Source organism: Microbacterium sp. Y832 (assembly GCF_057669765.1).
In genome coordinates, this window is the sequence record NZ_JBYHFM010000002.1 from 301790 (window position 1) to 321464 (window position 19675).

Below are 19675 nucleotides of genomic sequence, written 5' to 3' on the forward strand. Positions count from 1 at the left end.
TCGACCAGTCTAAAGGGGCCGTGTCTGTGGGGCACCTGAGCGCGTCATTCGAGCTCGGCGTCGGTGGCCCGGCCGGCACTGCGCGCCGCGAGCAGCGAGCGGATGCGCACATAGAGGAACCACGCGACCCCGATGACGGCGGCGGCGATGACGATGTACTGCAGGATGTCCGCGTAGCGCTCGACGAGCGGCCATGCCTCACCGAGCAGGTAGCCGGCGAGCACGAAGATCGTGTTCCAGATGAGGCTGCCCGCGGCCGTCAGCAGACCGAACCGCCACAGCGGCATGCGCACGACCCCCGCGGGGATCGAGATGAGACTGCGGAAGATGGGGAGCATCCGCCCGAAGAACACGGCTTTGCCCCCGTGCTTGCGGAACCAGCCCACGGTGCGGTCGATGTCCTCGGGGTGCAGCAGCGGCACCTTGGTGGCGATCGCCCGCAGGCGGTCGATGCCGAGCCACGCGCCCAGGCCGTAGAGCATGAACGCGCCGACGATCGAGCCGGCGGTCGTCCAGAACAGCGCCTCGAACAGGGTGAACGCGCCGCGGTTTGCTGCAAGGCCCGCCATGGGCAGGATGATCTCGCTCGGCAGGGGCGGGAACAGGTTCTCGAGCGCGATAGCGACGCCGGCCCCGATCGGGCCGATGACGTCCATGAGGGAAACGGTCCACTCGCCGAGGGCGGTCAGCCACGAGCCGTCGTGTGCAGTGTCGGTCATCTCTTCGCCTGTTGTGGTGATGGGGATGCCGCGGCCCGGACGCGCACGACACCTCGACGGTACGGGATCAAGGTGGCCAAAGCCTGGATGCACACCCCCGCGCCGCGCGGGCGGGCAGCCCGGTCGCCGCTCGGTGTGCGGCATCCGCACACGTAGACTGAGGCCTCGTGACTGAACGCGTCCTCGTCTCCCAGCTGCTCTCCCGCCCCGACGGGCCTGTCTCTGTGTCCGGATGGGTCGAAACCGTCCGCGATCAGAAGAAGGTGCAGTTCGTCATCCTCCGCGATGAGACCGGCGCCGTGCAGCTGGTCAACCCGGCGACGCGCCCGATCGACCCCGCGGCCGGCTCCGAGGCCGGCGAGCAGGATGCGGCGGCGCTCGCGCTGACCGACACGATCTCGAACCTCGCAACGGGCACGTTCCTCACGGTGCACGGCGAACTCAAGCACGATGAGCGCGTCAAGCTCGGCGGTGTCGAGATCAAGATCGGCTCGCTCGACATCAGTGCGGCGGCTCTGCCCGAGACGCCGATCGCCGCCGACAGCGGGCTCGACAAGCGCATGGACTGGCGCTTCCTCGACCTGCGTCAGCGCCGCAACAACCTGATCTTCCGCGTGCAGACGACGCTCGAGCACGCGTTCCGCACGTACTGGATCGAGCGCGACTACATCGAGATCCACTCGCCCAAGCTGATGGCGTCGGCTTCGGAGTCCAACGCCGAGCTGTTCTCGCTCGAGTACTTCGACGACAAGACCGCGTATCTCGCCCAGTCGCCCCAGTTCTTCAAGCAGATGGCCCAGGTCGCCGGCTTCGGCAAGATCTTCGAGATCGCGCCCGCCTTCCGGGCCGACCCGTCGTTCACGTCGCGTCACGCGACGGAGTTCACGTCGGTCGATGCCGAGATCAGCTGGATCGAGTCGCACGAAGACGTCGCCCGGATGCAGGAAGAGCTGCTGCAGTTCGCGATCCAGGCCGTCAAGGACAAGCACGGCGACGAGATCGAGCAGCTGTTCGGGCTCGAGATCGCGGTGCCGACGGTTCCCTTCCCGCGCATCCCCCTCGCCGAGGCGCGCGACATCGTCGCGGCTCGCGGTTATGAGATCCCGCGCACCGACGGCGACCTCGACCCCGAGGGCGAGCGTCAGATCGCGGCCCACGTGCAGGAGACGTACGGACACCAGTTCGTCTTCATCACCGACTACCACCCCGAGATCCGCGCTTTCTACCACATGCGCGACGAGGAGACCGGGCTCACCAAGTCGTACGACCTCCTCTTCAACGGCGTCGAGATCACGACGGGCGCACAGCGCGAACACCGCGTCGACGTGCTGATCGAACAGGCCAAGGAGAAGGGGCTCGAGCCCGAGCACCTCGAGTTCTACTTCGACTTCTTCCGGTACGGCGCCCCGCCGCACGGTGGCTTCGGCATGGGCCTCGCCCGCGTTCTCATGCTGCTGCTGGGCCAGGACTCGATCCGCGAGGTGACCTATCTGTTCCGCGGGCCGACGCGTCTGGAACCCTGACGCTCGACTCGTAGGCCGTCGTCCCCGGCGGCGCGGCCGGGTGCCCGCGCCCCGGTCAGGGTGTGAGGGCTGCGCGCAGGCGGTCGGGGGCGATGCGCCAATGGCCGAGCATGGCACCGTCCACGAGCACGACGGGGATCTTCTCCCACCACAGCTCGTACAGCGCCGCGTCGTCGAGGATCGAGTGCTCTTCGACCTCGACGGTGTCGGCGACGGCGTCAGGCAGCTCGGCCAGCACGCTCTCGACGACCTCGCGCGCGACGTCGCACAGGTGGCAGTCCGGCTTGCCGATGAGGGTGAGGGTGGTCACCGCAGTCCTTCGTCGGTGGGGTACCCCGCCTCGACCCAGCCATCCGTGCCGCCCTCGACGTTCGCGGCGTCGTAGCCGCGGGCTTCGAGCACCTCGACGGCCTGTCCCGAGCGCACGCCCGACTTGCAGATGACGTCGAAGCCCTCGGCGGGCAGTTCGTCGAGGCGGCCGCCGAGAGTGGACATCGGCATGTTGATCGCACCGGGCACGCGTACGGCTTCGTACTCCCACGCTTCGCGGACGTCGATCAGCGGACGGTCGGTGCGGTTCTTGAGCTCGTGGACGTCGATCGTGTGCATGGGGGTGCCCTTCGGTCGGTCGGCGAGACACGAAGCGCCCCTTCGGCAGGCGGAAGCCTGCCCGGGGGCGCTTAGTGTCGAAGCCGCTTACTTCTTGTTGCGGCGCTGGTGGCGAGTCTTGCGAAGCAGCTTGCGGTGCTTCTTCTTCGCCATGCGCTTGCGGCGCTTCTTGATGACAGAACCCACGGAAACCTCACTAGATCGGGGTCTGGACGCAGATTCGCCTGCGCCCAGGAACGGGCAGTGTTAAAAAATGCCTCGTGACAGCTTACCCGACGTCAGCGATAGGACGTTGCAGGGCCGCTGTCACGGCGGACTCGGGGACGCGATAGCTGCGACCGAAGCGCACAGCAGGAAGCTCTCCGGCGTGTACAAGCCGGTAGACCGTCATCTTCGAGACGCGCATCAACTCCGCAACCTCCGCGACGGTCAAGAACCGCACATCAGGCAGCTCTGCCATTGGCCGCCCCTCCTCATCGCTTTCCCCAGTGTTCCTGCACACTCTAGGGTCACGAGCATACGCGTGTAAACCCGCGTGACCCGTGTGAACGGTGGGGCGGGAGTGCTCGCGGGTTCCCGCGCGAACACTCGGACGAACGTCCGGCCTAGCGGCCGGGCAGGCGCTTGAACGCGTTCGCGACGGCGTGCCGAGCCGATGCCGCGGCCCGGCCGACGACGTCCGCCGCATGCGCGGCGGATTCGGGCAGCGTCGAGGTCCCCACGAAGGCGTACTCGGTGCCGTCGCTGAGGAACGGCATGAGCCAGTCGTCGATCTCATCGAGCGGTTCGGGCGCGAGGCTGTAGAAGCGGTGCTGCCCCTCTTCGCGCACCGACACGAGATGGGCCTCACGCAGCACCTTGAGGTGCTTCGAGACGGTCGGCTGGCTCGCTCCGAGTTCTTGGACGATCTGCGACACGCTCGTACCGCGCTCGCTCTCAGCCGAGCGGTCGAGAAGGAGTCGGAGGATGTCGCGGCGGGTGCCGTCCGCGATCACGTCGAAGATGTCCGCCATGTGCTTCAGATTAGCCGGGCGTCCCGCGGAGTACCATGAGGCCCTACCGTGGGACGGTGATGAGGAGGGCGCGAATGGCCGACGCGACGCGCGCGTCCGGCAGGTCGGGCATCCAACGACTGCGACACGATGTTGTGGAGTTCTTCCGCGATCTGACGCAGCGCTCCCCCGCCCGGTTCGCGATCCTCATCTACCTGATGCTGATCATGCTGTTCACAGCGCTGTTCTCGCTGCCCATCGCGGCAGCCGACGGGCAGGTGACGTCGTTCTCCGACGCTTTCTTCACGGCCGTGTCGACGATCTGCGTCACGGGGCTCGCGACGGTCGACATGGCTACGCACTGGTCGCCGTTCGGTCAGGTGCTGGTGTTCCTGGGCGTGCAGATCGGCGCGCTCGGCGTACTCACGCTCGCCTCGATCCTGGGGCTCGTCATCTCGCGCCGCCTGGGCCTGCGCGCCAAGCTGATGGCCGCGAGCGATTCGAACCCGCTGCGCAGCCACGGCGGCCCGGTCAACGAAGGGCAGACTGTCCAGCTCGGCCAGATCGGCAGCCTGCTCGTAACGGTCGCGCTGTCGACGCTCGTCATCGAGGCCGCGGTGGCGGTCCTGCTCTACCCGGGGCTTCTCCTCGCCGGCATCCCGTGGCACACCGCGATCTGGGAAGCCCTGTTCTTCGCGGCCATGGCCTTCACGAACACGGGGTTCGCCCCCAATGCCGAGGGCCTGGCGCCCTTCGCGAACGACTACGTCTTCCTCACGGCGCTCATGGCCGGCGTCTTCCTCGGCTCGATCGGCTTCCCGGTCATCTATACGTTGCGAAAGCACCTGTGGCACGTGCGGCGGTGGTCGCTGCACACGAAGCTCACCCTCATCACGACCGTCGCACTGTTCTTCGCGGGGGGCGTCGTCTTCCTCATCCTCGAGTACGACAACCTGCTGACACTCGGGGCCGAGGACGCGTTCGACACGACATTCCAGGCGTTCTTCCTCTCTGCCATGACACGGTCGGGCGGCTTCGCGCTGCTCGACATCGGCGAGCTGAACCAGTCCAGCCTTCTGGTCGCGTGCATGCTCATGTTCGTCGGCGGGGGGTCGGCCTCGACGGCAGGCGGCATCAAGGTGACGACACTCGCCGTCATCGCCCTCGCCGTGTGGTCCGAGGCCAAGGGACGTGCATCCAATCAGGTGTTCGGCCGCCGGATCCCCAGCGACGTGCTGCGCGTCGCGCTGTCGGTCGTCGCGTGGGGCGCCACGATCGTCGCGCTGTCGACGATCGTCATCACCCAGATCACGAAGGCCGAGCTCGGCGATGTGCTGTTCGAGGTCATCTCGGGCTTCGCGACGGTGGGGCTGTCGACGGGTCTCACCGCCGAGTTGCCCGACTCGGCGTCTTTCGTGCTGGCGGTCACGATCCTGATGGGGCGCGTTGGTACAGTGACTCTCGCCGCGGCGGTGGCCGTGACGAGCCGTTCGCAGCTGTACTCGCTGCCCGTCGAGAGGCCCATCGTTGGTTGAGAAGATCCGCAGCGATGCGCCCGTCCTCGTCATCGGTCTCGGGCGCTTCGGCGCCGCGTGTGCCGGAGAGCTCGACCGGCTCGATCGAGAGGTGCTCGCGATCGACGCGAGCCAGGACCTCGTGCAGAAGTGGTCCGAGCGCGTGACGCACACGGTGCAGGCCGATGCACGCAACATCGATGCGCTGACGCAGGTGGGGGCACAGGACTTCCAGATCGCCGTCGTCGCGGTCGGCACATCGATCGAGGCGTCGGTGCTCATCACGGCGAACCTCGTCGACCTCAAGATCCCCCAGATCTGGGCGAAGGCGGTTTCACAGTCGCACGGCAAGATCCTCGCGCGGGTCGGCGCGAATCACGTCGTGTACCCCGAGCGCGAGGCCGGCGAGCGCGTCGCACACCTCGTGAGCGGGCGGATGCTCGACTTCATCCGCTTCGACGACGACTTCGCCCTGGCGAAGATGTATCCGCCGAAGCTCATCCGCGGCGTCGCACTGAGCGAATCGGGCGTGCGCACGAAGTACCGGGTGACGGTTGTGGGCGTGAAGAGCCCCGGCAAGCCCTTCCACTACGCCGAGGCCGACACCGTCGTGACCAACCACGACCTCGTCATCGTCTCGGGGACGAACTCCGACATCGAGCGCTTCGCGTCGCTCGACCGCTGACCGGGGCGGCCTCCGCTACGCTCCAGCGGCGAGTTCGCGGGCGCGGGCGAGGGCGGCATCGGTCGCCGTCTCGAAGATGACGTCCAGACGCGCGGCCTGCAGGACGCCGATGGCTCGCTCGGTCGTGCCGTTGGGGCTCGTGACCCGACGACGCAGCTCGGCGGGATCTTCACCGGATGCCGCCAGCAGTGCGGCTGCCCCGATAAAGGTCTGCTCGGCCATCAGGCGCGCCTGGCCCTCGTCGAACCCCTTGCCACGCGCGGCCTTGGTCAGCTCCTCGATGAGCAGGAACACATAGGCCGGGCCCGACCCCGAAATGGTCGAGAGCGCATCGATCTGCGATTCGGCGACCTCGATCACCGCGCCGCACGTCTCGAACAGGCGGCGCACGATCGCGACGTCGGCGGGCGAGGCTGTCCTGCCCGCGGCGAGCCCCGTCACGGCCTGTCCGACGACGGCGGGCGTGTTCGGCATCGATCGCAGCACGGGGATCGACGGGCCGAGGATCGCCTCGAACGTCGCGATCGTGACGCCCGCCGCAAGACTCACCACGATCGTGCCGGGGCGCAGAGACGGAGCGATCTCGCGCAGCAGATCGGGGACCATGACGGGCTTGACGCCCACCAAGACGATGTCGGCTGCTGCCGCGGCATCCGTGTTCCCCGTCGGCTGCTCGGCGAGCGCGATGCTCGTCACCCCGTCGAGACCGGCGAGGTCAGCGGCCTTCTCGGCGGTGCGGTTGGTCGCGACGACCTCCGCAGCGAGCCCCGAGCGCGCGACACCCTGCAGGATCGCACCGCCCATCGAGCCGGCGCCGAGGATCGCGATGGGCGGGAGGACGGTCGTATCGGAAGCCATTCCGCCATCCTATGAACCTCATCCGGATGCCGCCTCTCGAGCCCCGGATGGCACCCCGCCGCCGGATATAGTCGAAGCACGACGGGGGCCGCGACGCCTCCGCGCGGTCAGTACTCCGGAGGCACGCTCATGACCCTCTTCGACGGCATCACCTCACGCGTCATCGAAACGCCGAGACTCGACGTGCAGATTCTCGAACGCGCGGGAGACAGCGCGAGCACTCCCCCCGATCAGACCGTGGTCTTCGTGCATGGCAACGTCTCGTCGAGCCTGTTCTGGCAGGAGATCATGCAGGACCTGCCGAGCGACCTGCGCGTCATCGCGATCGATCTACGCGGCTTCGGCGGCACGGAGCACGCCCCCGTCGACGCGACGCGCGGCGTGCGCGACTTCAGCGACGACCTTCGCGCGACCCTCGAGGTGCTCGGAATCCCCACGGCCCACTTCGTCGGCTGGGGCATGGGAGGCGGCGTCGTGATGCAGTACGCACTCGACCACCCCGCGCTGAGCCTCACGCTGCAGTCGCCCGTCTCGCCCTACGGGTTCGGAGGCACGCGCCGCGACGGGTCGCACCTCACCGCCGACGACGCGGGCACCGGTGCCGGCGTCGCCAGCGCCGACTTCATCCGACGGCTCGCCGAGGGCGACCGCAGCGACGAGGCTCAGACCTCGCCGCGCACCGTGTTCCGCTCGAGCTATGTCTCTGCTGACTACCGCAGCGAGCACGAGGACGTCTGGGTCGAATCGATGCTGACGACGTCGACGGCCGAGGGCAACTACCCGGGCGACAGCGTGCCGAGTGAGAATTGGCCCGGGTTCGCGGCGGGTCCGCTGGGCGTCCTCAACGCGATGGCGCCGAAGCACTTCAATGTGTCGGGGATCGTCGATCTCGCGAAGAAGCCGCCCATCCTGTGGATCCACGGTACGGCGGATGCGATCATCTCGGACGCCTCGTTCTCGGACATCAATTACCTCGGCCAGCTCGGCATCGTCGCGGACTGGCCCGGAGAAGACGTCGCCCCGGCCCAGGAGATGGTGGCACAGACGCGCGACGTGCTGGGCGCATACGCCCAGGCCGGCGGAGATGTCACCGAGATCGGTCTCGAGGGAATCGGGCACGCGCTGCATCTCGAGCGCCCGGCGGAGTTCCGCCACGCGCTGCTGCGACGCATCGGCTACGTCGGGGCCCCCGCCAATCCCGCACCGCCCACCGAGGCGATCATCCTGCGCTCGGCAGACTGACACCGCCGGGCATCCGGGCATAGGCTTCAGGCCATGAGCGCGTCCGGAGGCGGGAAGGCGATCATCGCGGCGTTCCTGGCCAACCTCGGCATCGCCGTGGCCAAGTTCGTCGCGTGGTTCATCTCGGGCTCGGCGTCGATGCTCGCTGAGGCGATCCACTCCGTCGCCGACTCGGGCAATCAGCTGCTGCTCCTGCTCGGCGGCCGTCGCGCACGACGCGCCGCTGACCGCGATCACCCGTTCGGGCACGGGCGCGAGCGGTACGTGTACGCCTTCGTCGTCGCCATCATCCTGTTCTCGGTCGGCGGACTGTTCTCGATCTACGAGGGCGTCGACAAACTCACCCACCCGCACGAACTCGACCACGTCTGGGTGCCGCTTGTCGTGCTCGTCATCGCGATCGGGCTCGAGTCGTTCTCGCTGCGCACCGCCGTGCGCGAGAGCAACCTGGTGCGCCCGAAAGGGCAGTCCTGGGTGGCGTTCGTGCGTCACGCCAAAGCACCGGAGTTGCCGGTCGTCCTGCTCGAAGACATCGCCGCGCTCACGGGACTCGTCTTCGCGCTGATCGGCGTGGGACTGTCCGCCATTACCCACAACCCGGTCTTCGATGCGATCGGCACGCTCATGATCGGCGCGCTCCTGCTCGTCGTGGCCATCACCCTCGGCATCGAGACGAAGAGTCTGCTCGTGGGCGAAGGGGCGACGCAGACCGACCATGACCTCATCGTGGCCGCGATCGAGTCGGGGCCCGAAGTGCAGCGGCTCATCCACATCAAGACGCTCTACCTCGGCCCCGACGAACTGCTCGTGGCGGCCAAGATCGCACTGCCGTCGGACAAGCCGCTCGCCGACGCCGCGCACGACATCGACATCGTCGAGGAACGAATCCGGGCGGCGGTCCCGGCAGCACGGGTCATCTACCTCGAGCCCGATGTCTACCGCCCGAGCGCCGACCCGCATCCCCCGACCGAGGATTTCGTCATCCGCTCGGTCGATTGAGCCGCCTGCCAGACTGGCGGCATGGAGTACACGATCTTCACCGAACCGCAGCAGGGGTTCTCGTACGACGACCAGCTGGCCTTCGCACTGGCGGCGGAGCGCCTCGGATTCGACGCCTTCTTCCGCTCCGACCACTACATGCGGATGGGCGCGGGCGACCCGCTGCCCGGACCCACCGACGCATGGACGACCCTCGCCGGCCTCGCCCGTGAGACGAGCACGATCCGTCTGGGAACGCTCGTCTCCTCGGCGACGCATCGGGTGCCCGCGATTCTCGCGATCCAGGTCGCACAGGTCGACGCCATGTCGGGCGGACGCGTCGAGTTCGGCCTCGGTACGGGCTGGTTCGAAGAGGAGCATCGGGCTTACGGCATCCCGTTCCCGGCGAAGCGGTTCGGTCCGTTCGAGGAGCAACTCGCCGTCATCACGGGGCTCTGGCAGACCCCGGTCGGCGAGACCTTCTCGTTCGACGGCGAGCACTACACCCTCCTCGACGCACCTGCGCTGCCCAAGCCGGTGCAGGAGCGCATGCCGGTCATCGTCGGCGGAGGAGGACCGCGCCGTACACCCGCGATCGCTGCGCGTTACGCGACCGAGTTCAACATCGGGTTCCAGCACGACGACGTCGTCGCCGAGAAGTTCGCCGGAGTCCGCGCGGCGTGCGAGCGCATCGGGCGTGATCCCGCGACCCTCAAGCTCTCGGTCGCGCTGCCGACTCTCGCCGGCGCGACGCCCGCCGATCTCGAACGGCGTGCCGCCAACGTGGGCACCACCGTGCAGGCCGCGCGCGAGCGCGCGGGCTTCGTCGGCGGACCCGACGAGATCGCCGCCTCCGTCGCTCGACTGCGCGACCTCGGAGCCGACCGCGTGCACTTTCAGCTCATGGACCTGCGCGACCTCGACCACGTCGCGTTCCTCGGCGAAGAGGTGCTCCCTCTCCTCCCCCGCTGATACCGGGAGCGGCAGACGTCAACGACGGGCGTCGAAGAAGGAGCGCAGCAGAGCAGATGCCGCCTCTTCGGCGACGCCCCCGACCACTTCGGCGCGATACGGCAGCCTCCGGTCGCGCACGACGTCGTACATCGAGCCGGCCGCGCCGGCCTTGTCGTCCCACGCGCCGAAGACGAGGCGCGAGATGCGGGACTGCAGCACGGCGCCCGCGCACATGAGACACGGCTCGAGGGTCACGACGAGCGTGCAGCCCTCGAGGTTCCAGGTGCCGACGGATGCCGCAGCCTCGCGCAGCGCAACGATCTCGGCGTGCGCCGTGGGGTCGCCCGTCGCCTCGCGAAGGTTGCGGCCTTCGCCGATGATCGTGCCCGTGCCATCGGTCACGACGGCCCCGACGGGCACGTCGCCCGCCGCGGCGGCCTCGGCCGCACGCGCGAGGGCGCGCTGCATCGCGGCGGTGTCTCGCGGGTCGAAGGTCACGACACGAGCGTACGGTGCGGGCCCACCCCAGCGACTACCCTTGCCCTATGCGCTTGCACGTCGCCGACCACCCGCTCATCACGCACAAGCTCACGGTCCTGCGCGACGAGCGCACGCCGTCGCCGGTGTTCCGCCAGCTGACCGAAGAACTCGTGACGCTGCTCGCCTATGAGGCGACGCGGAACGTACAGGTCGAGCCGGTCGAGATCCGGACCCCCGTGACCACGACGACGGGCGTCAAGATCGGCGAGCCGCGCCCGCTCGTCGTGCCGATCCTGCGCGCGGGTCTGGGCATGCTCGAGGGCATGGTCAAGCTGCTGCCGACCGCCGAGGTGGGCTTCCTCGGGATGGCCCGCAACGAAGAGACGCTCGAGCCGGCGACGTACGCCGAACGGCTGCCCGACGATCTCAGCGACCGCCAGTGCTTCGTGCTGGACCCCATGCTCGCGACGGGCGGGTCGCTCGGCGCCGCGATCGAGTTCCTCTTCGACCGCGGCGCGCAGGACGTCACCGCGATCTGCATCCTCGCCGCGCCCGAAGGGCTCGCAGCGATCGAGAAGCAGGTCCGGGGCCGCGACGTCACGCTCGTCCTCGGCGCCGTCGATGAGCGACTCGATGAGCACGCGTACATCGTGCCGGGGCTCGGCGACGCCGGCGACCGTCTCTACGGCACCGTCTGACTCAGCGCGCCGGTTCGGTCGGCGGGCTCTTGCCCGTCTCCTGCTCCCAGAACTCGAGCTGCTGCGTGAGGGCCTTCGCGAGCTCGAACACCTGCTCCGGAGGAATCCGGATGCGGCCCACGACGCGCGCCGGCACCACGGTGCGGCGCTCGCCCGTCGCCTGATCGACCTCTTCGTGCGGCGGCTGGGCGAGGGTCAGGAAGTCCATCACGAACACGGTCTGCGTGTGCCAGACGTTCGCGAAATCGGCGTACGATCCGGGGATCTGCTCGGGGGGAAGATCGATCTCGAACTGTCGTGGGGCGTCGTCGGCCACGGGTACCTCCGTCGGATTTCGGGTGTCCGGCGAGTCTACGCGTCGCCCCGGCCGACGAGCCGCGCGAAGGCGCTCAGCCGGGCCACGCCCTCGGGTGTGCGCGGCAGATCGTCGAGCAGCTCCGGGGAGTGCACGAGGTAGGCCGTGTGCATGGCGCGTGAGATCGCGACGTTGAGCCGGTTGCGCAGCAACAGGAAGTCGACCCCTCGCGGAGCATCGCGCCCCGACGAGGCGGCGAGCGACACGATGGCCACCGCTGCCTCCTGACCCTGGAAGCGGTCGACCGTGCCTACGGGCACCTCGGCGAAGCCCGCCGCGGCGAGCGCTTCTTCGACCATGACCTGCTGCGCGTTGTATGGCGTCACAACGATGATGTCGCGCTGGTCGAGCGGGCGTGGATCGCACGTGCTCGCCCCATCGCCCTCTTCGAACCGGATGTCGTGCCACTGCCCGCCGATGAGACCGCGCACGATCGCGACGACGGCCTCGGCCTCTTCGGGTGACTGCGTCGTATTGCCCCGGTGCCGCACGGGCACGGGGCGCAGGCCCGGCTCGACCCCGTCGAGCACGCGCATGGCCGTTGCAGGGTGTGCCGCCAGCTCGCCGTCATACGACAGCACCGATACGGGCGCGGCGACCTCGGGCCGCATACGGCGCGTGCGCGCGAGGAAGTAGCCGAGCTCGGCCGGGATCACATCGGATCCGTCCATCACCCACCCGAGCGCCGACGTGTCGACGGGCTCGGGGTGCGTGCCCTGGCTCACCTGCGGCAGCTGCTGCGGGTCGCCCAGCAGCAGCAGCCGCGGCGCGGCCAGCGAGACCGCGATCGTCGACGCGAGCGAGAACTGCCCGGCCTCGTCGATCACGAGCAGATCGAGACTCCCCCGCGGGATACGACCCTCGTGCGCGAAGTCCCACGCCGTGCCCCCCACGACGAATCCGGATGCCGCATTCTCGGCGGTGAACGCCGCGACACCGTTCTTCCGGATCGCGGTGAAGACGGTCTCCGCGTCGGCGTTCTTGGGCGCCTTGGCCACCTGCGCGGCGGGGACCCCGGCCGCGATGATCCGCTCGAGCATGTTCTCGACGACGGCGTGAGACTGCGCGACGACGCCGATCTTCCAGCCGCGCTCGCGCACGAGCCGCTCGATGACGTGCGACCCGACGTACGTCTTGCCCGTGCCGGGCGGGCCTTGCACGCACAGGGCGCTGTGATCGAGCGCCTGCAGGGCGTGCACGATCGTTTCGACGTCGTCTCCGTTCGACAGCGGCAGGGCTCCCCCGCTCACGCGGGGCGGCCGTCGCCGAAGGATGTCGGTTGCGGGGCCGTCGGGCAGCGCGGGCGACGCCGCGATGACGGCATCCGCCCACGCGTCGATCGCGGACTGCTGATTGCCTGCGTGCGGCGGTGCCGCCGGAGTCAGGGCGAGCGGCAGCCCGCTCCACGTGACGCCGTCCACGGCGGTCTCTTCGACGACGACCCCGTCATCGAGCACCTCGACGACCCGGACGGGCCGGGCCGAGTGGATCCAGCGGGGCTTCGCCTCGAACGGATAGGGCGCCGGGAGCTCATACAGCGCGAACGGATTCGATCCGACATTGAGCCGCGTACCCGGCGCGACCTCGCCGCGCAGTTCGACGATGCGCCGCTCGGCGCCGCGCCCGCTCTCGGCGACGTGCCAGTCGTCGATGACACGGCACCGGTCGGGGTCGATCACGACGACGTCGCGCGTTTCTTCCCACAGCGACACCGGTTCGCGCAGCCGCAGGAAGTGCGTCGCCCAGAACGACTTCACTTCGCGCGGGTAGTAGTCGATCGCCGCCGCGCCCAGGCGCAGCGCGACGGCTTCGGCTGACTCGTCGGGATGCTCCGCCGCGAGGCGGGTCAGCGCGAGAGCGCGCGGCGACGGCTCGTACACGTACTCGTCGGGCTCGGGGTTGGGGGTCGGCCGCAGGCCCGCCTCGCGGGCGCGGTCGACGAGCCAGTCGCGCAGGCGGCGGGTCGAGACGCAGTCGTAGCGGTTGTAGTCGGCGAGGTCATCGAGGATCTGCGCGGCCGCGGCGGGATCATCGGCGGCCAGATCCCGCGCCTCGACGTATTTGACGATCGAATCGTCGCCCTTCTGCACGTCACTCGTGCGCACCTCGTCGCCCATGTAGAGCGGCTCGAGCTTCTTGATCGAATACGAGCGCGACCCCACCCGCAGCGCGCGTCGGACGATCGGATAGAGGTCGACGAACACCGCGTCTCGCAGCAGGCGGTCGACGTCGGCCTCTCGCACGCCATACCGCGCAGCCATCGCGAGCAGGTGCGTCGGCTCGTAGGGCGCGTAGTGGTAGATGTGCATGTCGGGGTACTGCGCGCGGCGCAGTGCGATGATGTCGAGGAACGTCTCGAGCGCGCGCTTCTCTTCGTCGAACGAGTGCGCCCACAGTGCGGTGTAGCGCTCCTGGTCATCGACCCAGCCGAAGAGGTAGTCCAGGCCCCACCGCCGGGCGGCGCCGTCGGCTTCTTCGCTGTACAGCGGGTCGCCCTCGAAATCGAAGAACAGGTCGCCGTCGTCGGGGCGCGGCAGTGCCGCGATCGCCTTCGGCTGGACGACCTCGAACGTCGGCACGAGCGGTGCGTCGCCGCTCGGAGCCTCGCCGACCCCACCCGCGGGACTCGTGAGCTGCAGACGGGCCTGGGTCTGCAGCATCCGGAACGTGTCGGCGTTCATGCGCGGTGGAACCTCGCCCGCCGACGCCAGGTCGTCGATCGTCAGGATGCCGGCAGTGCGCAGCCGTTCGCGCTGGGTCGGTCGCATACCCGCGACGAGCAGCAGGTCGCGCGCCGCTGTCGTCTCGGCGTCGCACGTCGCGCACCGCCCGCACGCCACGACGCGCAGGTCACCGCGGTCATCGCCCCACCGGATCGGGTCGCCGGCGGCACCGAGCTCGATGCGGCGGTCGGCGATGAGGGCCGCGAGTCGCGCGCGGCGCAGGCGGAAGACGGGCAGCAGGTCGTCGATGTCGTGCGTGCTCGTCGTGCCGTCGCCCAGCAGCAGCTCGACGCGGTCGCCGCGCGGCACACCGAGGCGATCGAGCTGATCGACGTAGGCGGCGAGCTGCATGAGGGCCGTGACGCGCGCGCGCCGGGCCAGCTTGGTGTCCTGCACGATCCAGGCCCCGCCCCCCGACTCCGAGCCTGCCGACGGGTCGCGCACGAGAAAGTCGGCGAACCCGACGAACTCGTCGGTCGCGAAGGCGGCCTGGTACACGACGGCGGCGTCAGAGGCCAGCGCCGCGTCGGTCAGTGCGACCGCGTGCGCAAGAGCCGCGGCATCGGTCGACCGGGTCTCGGGGATCTCGATGACCCGATCACGGCCGAACCGCTCGATGTACTCGTCGAGCACGCGCCGCTCGTGCGCCGTGCCGAGGCGGCCGGCGCGCTTGAGGGTCTCATCTTCGGGTTCGACGACCGCGGCGATCCGCCCGAGCTTCGCGTCGATCGCACGCACCCAGGCGAACTCGCATTCGGCCGCCGCCTTCAGATCGCTCGCGCTCCAGACGATCCGATTCTCACCCTCGATGTACCGCATGCCTCCCTTTCCTCCACGACCCTAACCGCGCCCTCCGACACCGGCCGTCGCGCACGGTCTGCGGCGCCCCCACGCCGTGGTCGCCGCGCGTTGCGTCCGCGGCGATCCCCGACCCCATCGCGCAAACCGCCCCGCGCACCTTCGCCACGCCACCCACCCGGTGCCACACTGGAGCGATGAGCCTGCCGTTCGAAAGCGCCTACCGCCACGGCTTCGCCCGCGTCGCCGCCTGCACGATCCCCGTCGCGATCGCCGACCCCGACACGAACGCCGACGCCGTGCTGGCCGAAGCCCGCGCGTGCCACGACGAGTCCGTCGCCGTCGCGGTCTTCCCCGAGCTGTGTCTCACGGGCTACGCGATCGAAGACCTCGTGATGCAGGATGCCGTGCTCGACGCCGTCGAAGCGGCGATCGAGCGGATCACCGTGGCATCCGAGGATCTTCTGCCCGTGATCATCGTGGGGGCGCCGCTGCGCCACCGCAACCGCCTCTACAACTGCGCCGTCGTCATCCACCGCGGGGCGGTGCTCGGCGTCGCACCGAAGTCGTACCTGCCCACCTACCGCGAGTTCTACGAGCGCCGCTGGTATGCGCCGGGCGAGCCGTGGTCCGGCGAGGGCATCCGCATCGGTGGAATCGAGACCGTGATCGGGACGAACCTGCTGTTCGACGTGCAGGATGTGCCGGGCCTCGTGCTGCACGCCGAAGTGTGCGAAGACGTGTGGGTGCCGATTCCGCCGTCGTCCAAGGCCGCGCTGGCCGGGGCGACGGTGCTCGTGAACCTCAGCGGCAGCCCCATCACGATCGCGCGCGCCGATGAGCGACGGGCCCTGTGCCTCTCGCAGTCGCTGCGCTGTCTCGCCGCGTACGTGTATGCGGCGGCAGGAACGGGCGAATCCACGAACGACGTCTCGTGGGACGGCCAGACCATGATCTACGAGAGCGGGATGCTGCTGGCCGAGACCGAGCGCTTCCCCGACGGGCCCCGGCGCAGTGTCGCCGATGTCGACCTCGACCGGCTGCGGCAGGATCGGCTGCGCCAGGGCACATTCGACGACAACCGCGCAGCGATCGAGCCGGAGTTCCTGCGCATCGAGACGCTCCTGGAGCCGCCGCACGAGGACATCGGGCTGCGGCGGCCGCTCGACCGGTTCCCGTTCGTGCCGGATGACCCGGCACGGCTCGCGCAGGACTGCTACGAAGCGTTCAACATCCAGGTCTCCGGTCTCATCCAGCGGCTGAGCGCGATCGGCGACCCCAAGCCCGTCATCGGGGTATCAGGCGGCCTGGACTCGACGCATGCTCTCCTCGTCGTGGCGCGCGCGATGGATCGGATGGGGCGCCCGCGCAGCGACATCCTCGCCTACACGATGCCGGGGTTCGCAACGAGCGACCACACGAAATCCAACGCCATCGCGCTCGCCGAAGCGATCGGCGCGTCCATCGAGACGATCGACATCCGCCCCGCCGCCACCGAGCTCCTGCAGGGCATCGGGCATCCGTTCGCCGGCGGCGAGCCCCTGTACGACGTGACCTTCGAGAACGTGCAGGCGGGGGTGCGCACCGATTTCCTCTTTCGCCTCGCGAACCAGAACGGCGGCTTGGTGATCGGCACATCCGATCTGTCCGAGCTCGCCCTCGGATGGGCGACGTATGGCGTCGGCGACCAGATGAGCCACTACGCCGTCAACGCGGGGGTGCCGAAGACCCTCATCCAGCACGTCATCCGCTGGGTCATCGCACACCGCGAGGGCGTCGACGATGCCGCGGCCGACGTGCTGCAATCCGTGCTCGACACCGAGATCTCGCCCGAGCTCGTACCGGCGGGTCAGGACGGCAAGCTGCAGTCCACCGAGGACCGCATCGGGCCGTACGCCCTGCACGACTTCGCGCTGTTCCACGTGCTGCGGTTCGGGATGCGCCCGTCGAAGATCGCGTTCCTCGCGACGCACGCGTGGGAGGATCCGGATGCCGGGGAATGGCCCCCCGGTTTCCCCGAGGCCGACCGCTACGCCTACGACCTGTCGACCGTCGCGCGGTGGCTGCGCGTCTTCCTGCAGCGGTACTTCGCGTTCGCCCAGTTCAAGCGCTCCGCGATCCCCAACGGTCCCAAGGTCTCGCCCGCGGGGTCGCTGTCACCACGCGGCGACTGGCGCGCACCGTCGGACGGCAACGCGCGCGCGTGGCTCGCCGAGCTCGACGCTGCGCTTCCCGCCTCGGCTCGCGCCGACTGAGCACGGGGTCTCGGCCGCCCGTGCCGTCCCGCGGGTGATCCTCAGGGGGTGGCGTAGGCGAGGGTGATGATCCACCCGTCGCGCGAGAGGTCGACGAGATCGTACTGGGCCCGACGGTCGGACACCCAGCCCTTCGTGAGTGTCCAGTTCAGCCGCACGTGCTCCGGCGCGACGCGCGTGCCCCGCGCGTCGGCGTCGCGGACAGCCTGCACGCGCGTCCAGTGCGCGAGCAGTGCGTTCAGATCGGACTCGTCGATCAGGTGCGAGTGCCGCTTCATCGTGTGGAGCTCGACCTCATCGGGGTGCGCGTCGCGCAGGTCTATCCCGACGGTGATATCCGGCTCGCAGACGGTGACCAGTGAGGCCGCGCGGACGTTCGCGTTGCGGATGCGCAGCGGCACCTCCTCTCCGTCGACGACGGCGAACAGCTGCGTGTGGACACCGAACGTCGTGGGCGCCTCACGCTCGACGCGGACGTCTTTCTCATCGACGCCGAGGCGCGCGGCGACGAGCTCCCTCGCGAGGGCGCGCTTGCGGTCGTGCTCGCTCATCCGGGGGTCCCATCCCAAGCGAGCCGAGATTCCGGCGGGGGTGTCAAGCAGAACGGATTCCATCGGTGCGCCCTTCGTCGTGCGCGCGCGGCGGCGCCGCTCTCTCATCTTGGCCCCGTCGGGCCGCCCTCGGAAGGGACGATGATCATCCGTCCGGGCGGGGCGAAGAGACCGGTGCCGGCGTCGGGGTCGCGCGGTGCTGCGACGGTCCTCAGTGCCGCGCGGGGCCGCGTCCGCCCGCGCGGCGGCGGTCGGTGAGGTCGAGGATCGAGACGAGGAAGGCGAGACCGAGGAACACCGCGATCGAGATCATGGCGTACGCGTAGGCGTCCTGATAGACCACGAGGTCATCGTGGATCCCTGTCTCACGGTAGATCGTCGCGTAGAAGAGCGAAAGGGCGACCGCCATGCCGACCGCCGTGCCGATGCGCTGGCCCAGCTGACCGACCGAGCCCGCCACGCCGCCCTGCGACACGGGGACATCGGCGAGCGTGAGCGTCTGGTTGGGGGCGATCACGAACCCGCCGCCGGCACCGCCGACGATCATGACGGCGGCCATGATGTACGGCGTCAAGAGCGGGTCGGCGAACAGGGCAGTGATCACGAGGCCCCCCGCGCTGAGGAGCATCGCGACGAGCCCCCACAGCACGATGGGGCGACCGAACCTATTGACGAGGTTGCCGCCGATCCACGACGTCACGGCGCTGGCGAGGGCGAAGCCGATGGAGACCATGCCGGCGTAGACCGGCTCGACGCCGAGCCCCAGCTGAAGAAAGAGCGTCGTCGTGAGGAACATCGCCGGCATCGCTGTGAAGTAGGCCGTCTGCAGCAGGGTGCCGTTGCGATAGGAGGAGATGCCGAACAACGGCAGAGGTACGAGCGGCGTGCCACCCTTCGCCGAATAACGGCGCTCCCAGGCGATGAAGGCCGCCGTGAACAGCACGAAGCCGACGAGCAGCCACCAGCGCGCAGGGTTGTCGTCGGGGGCGCCCGTCGTGAAGAGGAAGGGCCACATGAAGCAGATGACGGATGCCGCGAACAGCACGAGCCCGACGGGATCGAGTCGCACGCGCCGCGCCGAACGCGTTCGCGTAGCCGGCAGCAGCCACAGCACGAGGGCGATCGCGATGAGGCAGAGCGGCACATTCATCCAGAACGTGAGCCGCCAGCCGTCCTCAGGGCCGCCGATCGCGATCAGCAAGCCGCCGAGGGTCGGGCCGAAGGCCGTCGCGAGACCGATGGTCGCGCCGAAGAGCCCGAAGGCGCGGCCGCGCTCCTTGCCCTGGAAGAGCTCTTGCGCCATTCCGAGCACCTGCGGCATCTGGATGCCGGCGGCAACTCCCTGGGCGAGCCGTGCGATCAGCAGGATCGTCGCGTTCGGCGCCAGGGCGCACATGATGCTCGTCAACGTGTACAGCGACAGCCCGATGACGAAGAGCATGCGACGAGAGCGCTGGTCGCCGAGCCTGCCGAACGGCACGAGCGCGAGCCCGAACGTGAGCACGAAACCCGAGACGACCAGCTGCAGCTCGGTGGAGTTGGCGTCGAGGACCTCGCCGATCGACGGGAGTGCAACGTTGACCTTCGTCAGGTCGAGGATCGTGATAGCCGCGACAGAGACGCAGATCCAGAACGCGCGCCAGCGGGCAGCGGAGGAGAGCGGGATCGCGGCGGTCGCCGGCTGCGACGGGGAAGAAGTCGACATCGCGTCCAGGCTAGTCGCCCGACGAGGGACAATGGA

At 69.2% G+C, this 19675-nt stretch carries 20 protein-coding genes; 8 read left to right on the forward strand and 12 right to left on the reverse strand.

All coding sequences use genetic code 11. The features are described from left to right. Positions 1-44 precede the first annotated feature (44 nt). A complete protein-coding gene (locus AC25YV_RS04235) occupies positions 45-719 on the reverse strand; it encodes a DedA family protein (RefSeq protein ID WP_488122591.1) in 675 nt (224 codons plus the stop codon). 167 nt (positions 720-886) lie between these two features. Here AC25YV_RS04235 and aspS point away from each other — a divergent pair, with 167 nt between their 5' ends. After that, complete coding sequence (gene aspS, locus AC25YV_RS04240; RefSeq protein ID WP_488122592.1) at positions 887-2242, forward strand: aspartate--tRNA(Asn) ligase; 1356 nt, start codon at positions 887-889, stop codon at positions 2240-2242. A gap of 55 nt (positions 2243-2297) precedes the next feature. Here the strand turns inward: aspS and AC25YV_RS04245 are convergent, their stop codons facing one another. The 5 genes from AC25YV_RS04245 to AC25YV_RS04265 form a co-directional block, all read right to left on the reverse strand. Further along, a complete protein-coding gene (locus AC25YV_RS04245) occupies positions 2298-2552 on the reverse strand; it encodes a glutaredoxin family protein (protein ID WP_488122593.1) in 255 nt (84 codons plus the stop codon). After that, on the reverse strand, positions 2549-2851 hold the full coding sequence (locus AC25YV_RS04250; protein WP_488122594.1) for a rhodanese-like domain-containing protein: 303 nt from the start codon (positions 2849-2851) through the stop codon (positions 2549-2551). The genes AC25YV_RS04245 and AC25YV_RS04250 overlap by 4 nt, the downstream gene beginning before the upstream one ends. Before the next feature lie 87 nt (positions 2852-2938). Beyond that, complete coding sequence (locus AC25YV_RS04255) at positions 2939-3037, reverse strand: 30S ribosomal protein bS22 (RefSeq protein ID WP_003792170.1); 99 nt, start codon at positions 3035-3037, stop codon at positions 2939-2941. A gap of 82 nt (positions 3038-3119) precedes the next feature. Beyond that, complete coding sequence (locus tag AC25YV_RS04260; protein ID WP_179519823.1) at positions 3120-3311, reverse strand: helix-turn-helix domain-containing protein; 192 nt, start codon at positions 3309-3311, stop codon at positions 3120-3122. A 145-nt stretch (positions 3312-3456) separates the two neighbouring features. After that, entirely contained in the window at positions 3457-3864 is a 408-nt protein-coding gene (locus AC25YV_RS04265) for an ArsR/SmtB family transcription factor (RefSeq protein WP_488122595.1), read from the reverse strand. A 74-nt stretch (positions 3865-3938) separates the two neighbouring features. Between AC25YV_RS04265 and AC25YV_RS04270 the strand changes: the two genes are divergently transcribed. Further along, positions 3939-5378, forward strand: a complete 1440-nt coding sequence (locus AC25YV_RS04270; protein ID WP_488122596.1) for a TrkH family potassium uptake protein — start codon at positions 3939-3941, stop codon at positions 5376-5378. Further along, entirely contained in the window at positions 5371-6042 is a 672-nt protein-coding gene (locus AC25YV_RS04275) for a potassium channel family protein (RefSeq protein ID WP_488122597.1), read from the forward strand. The genes AC25YV_RS04270 and AC25YV_RS04275 overlap by 8 nt, the downstream gene beginning before the upstream one ends. 15 nt (positions 6043-6057) lie before the next feature. Here the strand turns inward: AC25YV_RS04275 and proC are convergent, their stop codons facing one another. Continuing rightward, entirely contained in the window at positions 6058-6900 is an 843-nt protein-coding gene (gene proC / locus AC25YV_RS04280) for a pyrroline-5-carboxylate reductase (protein ID WP_488122598.1), read from the reverse strand. Between the two features lie 129 nt (positions 6901-7029). Here proC and AC25YV_RS04285 point away from each other — a divergent pair, with 129 nt between their 5' ends. Genes AC25YV_RS04285 through AC25YV_RS04295 form a run of 3 tightly spaced genes read left to right on the forward strand, consistent with a single transcriptional unit; the run spans position 7030 to position 10092 of the window. After that, the gene (locus AC25YV_RS04285; RefSeq protein WP_488122599.1) at positions 7030-8142 is read left to right on the forward strand and encodes an alpha/beta fold hydrolase; all 1113 of its coding nucleotides are present in this window, start codon (positions 7030-7032) and stop codon (positions 8140-8142) included. A gap of 33 nt (positions 8143-8175) precedes the next feature. Beyond that, on the forward strand, positions 8176-9141 hold the full coding sequence (locus AC25YV_RS04290) for a cation diffusion facilitator family transporter (protein WP_488122600.1): 966 nt from the start codon (positions 8176-8178) through the stop codon (positions 9139-9141). Positions 9142-9162: 21 nt separating this feature from the next. Continuing rightward, complete coding sequence (locus AC25YV_RS04295) at positions 9163-10092, forward strand: LLM class F420-dependent oxidoreductase (RefSeq protein WP_488122601.1); 930 nt, start codon at positions 9163-9165, stop codon at positions 10090-10092. Between the two features lie 18 nt (positions 10093-10110). Here the strand turns inward: AC25YV_RS04295 and AC25YV_RS04300 are convergent, their stop codons facing one another. After that, positions 10111-10542 carry a nucleoside deaminase gene (locus AC25YV_RS04300; protein ID WP_488122869.1) on the reverse strand — a complete coding sequence of 144 codons (432 nt, stop codon included), beginning with the start codon at positions 10540-10542 and terminating at the stop codon, positions 10111-10113. Positions 10543-10619: 77 nt separating this feature from the next. On the opposite strand from AC25YV_RS04300, the gene upp reads away from it, so the two are divergent. Continuing rightward, positions 10620-11252, forward strand: coding sequence for a uracil phosphoribosyltransferase (gene upp / locus AC25YV_RS04305; protein WP_488122602.1), 633 nt, complete (start codon positions 10620-10622; stop codon positions 11250-11252). A gap of 1 nt (position 11253) precedes the next feature. On the opposite strand, the gene AC25YV_RS04310 is transcribed toward upp, so the two are convergent. Both AC25YV_RS04310 and AC25YV_RS04315 read right to left on the reverse strand, forming a co-directional pair. Further along, positions 11254-11568 carry a DUF3467 domain-containing protein gene (locus AC25YV_RS04310; protein ID WP_488122603.1) on the reverse strand — a complete coding sequence of 105 codons (315 nt, stop codon included), beginning with the start codon at positions 11566-11568 and terminating at the stop codon, positions 11254-11256. A 35-nt stretch (positions 11569-11603) separates the two neighbouring features. Beyond that, positions 11604-15149, reverse strand: coding sequence for a TM0106 family RecB-like putative nuclease (locus tag AC25YV_RS04315; RefSeq protein WP_488122604.1), 3546 nt, complete (start codon positions 15147-15149; stop codon positions 11604-11606). A 176-nt stretch (positions 15150-15325) separates the two neighbouring features. Here AC25YV_RS04315 and AC25YV_RS04320 point away from each other — a divergent pair, with 176 nt between their 5' ends. After that, complete coding sequence (locus AC25YV_RS04320; protein WP_488122605.1) at positions 15326-17383, forward strand: NAD(+) synthase; 2058 nt, start codon at positions 15326-15328, stop codon at positions 17381-17383. A 41-nt stretch (positions 17384-17424) separates the two neighbouring features. On the opposite strand, the gene AC25YV_RS04325 is transcribed toward AC25YV_RS04320, so the two are convergent. Together AC25YV_RS04325 and AC25YV_RS04330 are read right to left on the reverse strand one after the other, a co-directional pair. Then, positions 17425-17934, reverse strand: coding sequence for a hypothetical protein (locus AC25YV_RS04325; protein ID WP_488122606.1), 510 nt, complete (start codon positions 17932-17934; stop codon positions 17425-17427). A 211-nt stretch (positions 17935-18145) separates the two neighbouring features. Further along, positions 18146-19639 (reverse strand): MFS transporter, encoded by a 1494-nt coding sequence (locus AC25YV_RS04330; RefSeq protein ID WP_488122607.1) that lies wholly within the window; start codon positions 19637-19639, stop codon positions 18146-18148. Positions 19640-19675: the final 36 nt, after the last annotated feature.

Excerpts from the sequence above, each read along its gene's own strand:
- AC25YV_RS04285 (WP_488122599.1), top strand. The coding sequence starts at position 7,030 with ATGACCCTCTTCGACGGCATCACCTCACGCGTCATCGAAACGCCGAGA.
- AC25YV_RS04330 (WP_488122607.1), bottom strand. The coding sequence starts at position 19,639 with ATGTCGACTTCTTCCCCGTCGCAGCCGGCGACCGCCGCGATCCCGCTC.
- AC25YV_RS04300 (WP_488122869.1), bottom strand. The coding sequence starts at position 10,542 with ATGCAGCGCGCCCTCGCGCGTGCGGCCGAGGCCGCCGCGGCGGGCGAC.
- upp (WP_488122602.1), top strand. The coding sequence starts at position 10,620 with ATGCGCTTGCACGTCGCCGACCACCCGCTCATCACGCACAAGCTCACG.
- AC25YV_RS04315 (WP_488122604.1), bottom strand. The coding sequence starts at position 15,149 with ATGCGGTACATCGAGGGTGAGAATCGGATCGTCTGGAGCGCGAGCGAT.
- AC25YV_RS04295 (WP_488122601.1), top strand. The coding sequence starts at position 9,163 with ATGGAGTACACGATCTTCACCGAACCGCAGCAGGGGTTCTCGTACGAC.
- proC (WP_488122598.1), bottom strand. The coding sequence starts at position 6,900 with ATGGCTTCCGATACGACCGTCCTCCCGCCCATCGCGATCCTCGGCGCC.
- AC25YV_RS04290 (WP_488122600.1), top strand. The coding sequence starts at position 8,176 with ATGAGCGCGTCCGGAGGCGGGAAGGCGATCATCGCGGCGTTCCTGGCC.
- AC25YV_RS04235 (WP_488122591.1), bottom strand. The coding sequence starts at position 719 with ATGACCGACACTGCACACGACGGCTCGTGGCTGACCGCCCTCGGCGAG.
- AC25YV_RS04265 (WP_488122595.1), bottom strand. The coding sequence starts at position 3,864 with ATGGCGGACATCTTCGACGTGATCGCGGACGGCACCCGCCGCGACATC.
- AC25YV_RS04320 (WP_488122605.1), top strand. The coding sequence starts at position 15,326 with ATGAGCCTGCCGTTCGAAAGCGCCTACCGCCACGGCTTCGCCCGCGTC.
- AC25YV_RS04260 (WP_179519823.1), bottom strand. The coding sequence starts at position 3,311 with ATGGCAGAGCTGCCTGATGTGCGGTTCTTGACCGTCGCGGAGGTTGCG.
- AC25YV_RS04325 (WP_488122606.1), bottom strand. The coding sequence starts at position 17,934 with ATGAGCGAGCACGACCGCAAGCGCGCCCTCGCGAGGGAGCTCGTCGCC.
- AC25YV_RS04250 (WP_488122594.1), bottom strand. The coding sequence starts at position 2,851 with ATGCACACGATCGACGTCCACGAGCTCAAGAACCGCACCGACCGTCCG.
- AC25YV_RS04270 (WP_488122596.1), top strand. The coding sequence starts at position 3,939 with ATGGCCGACGCGACGCGCGCGTCCGGCAGGTCGGGCATCCAACGACTG.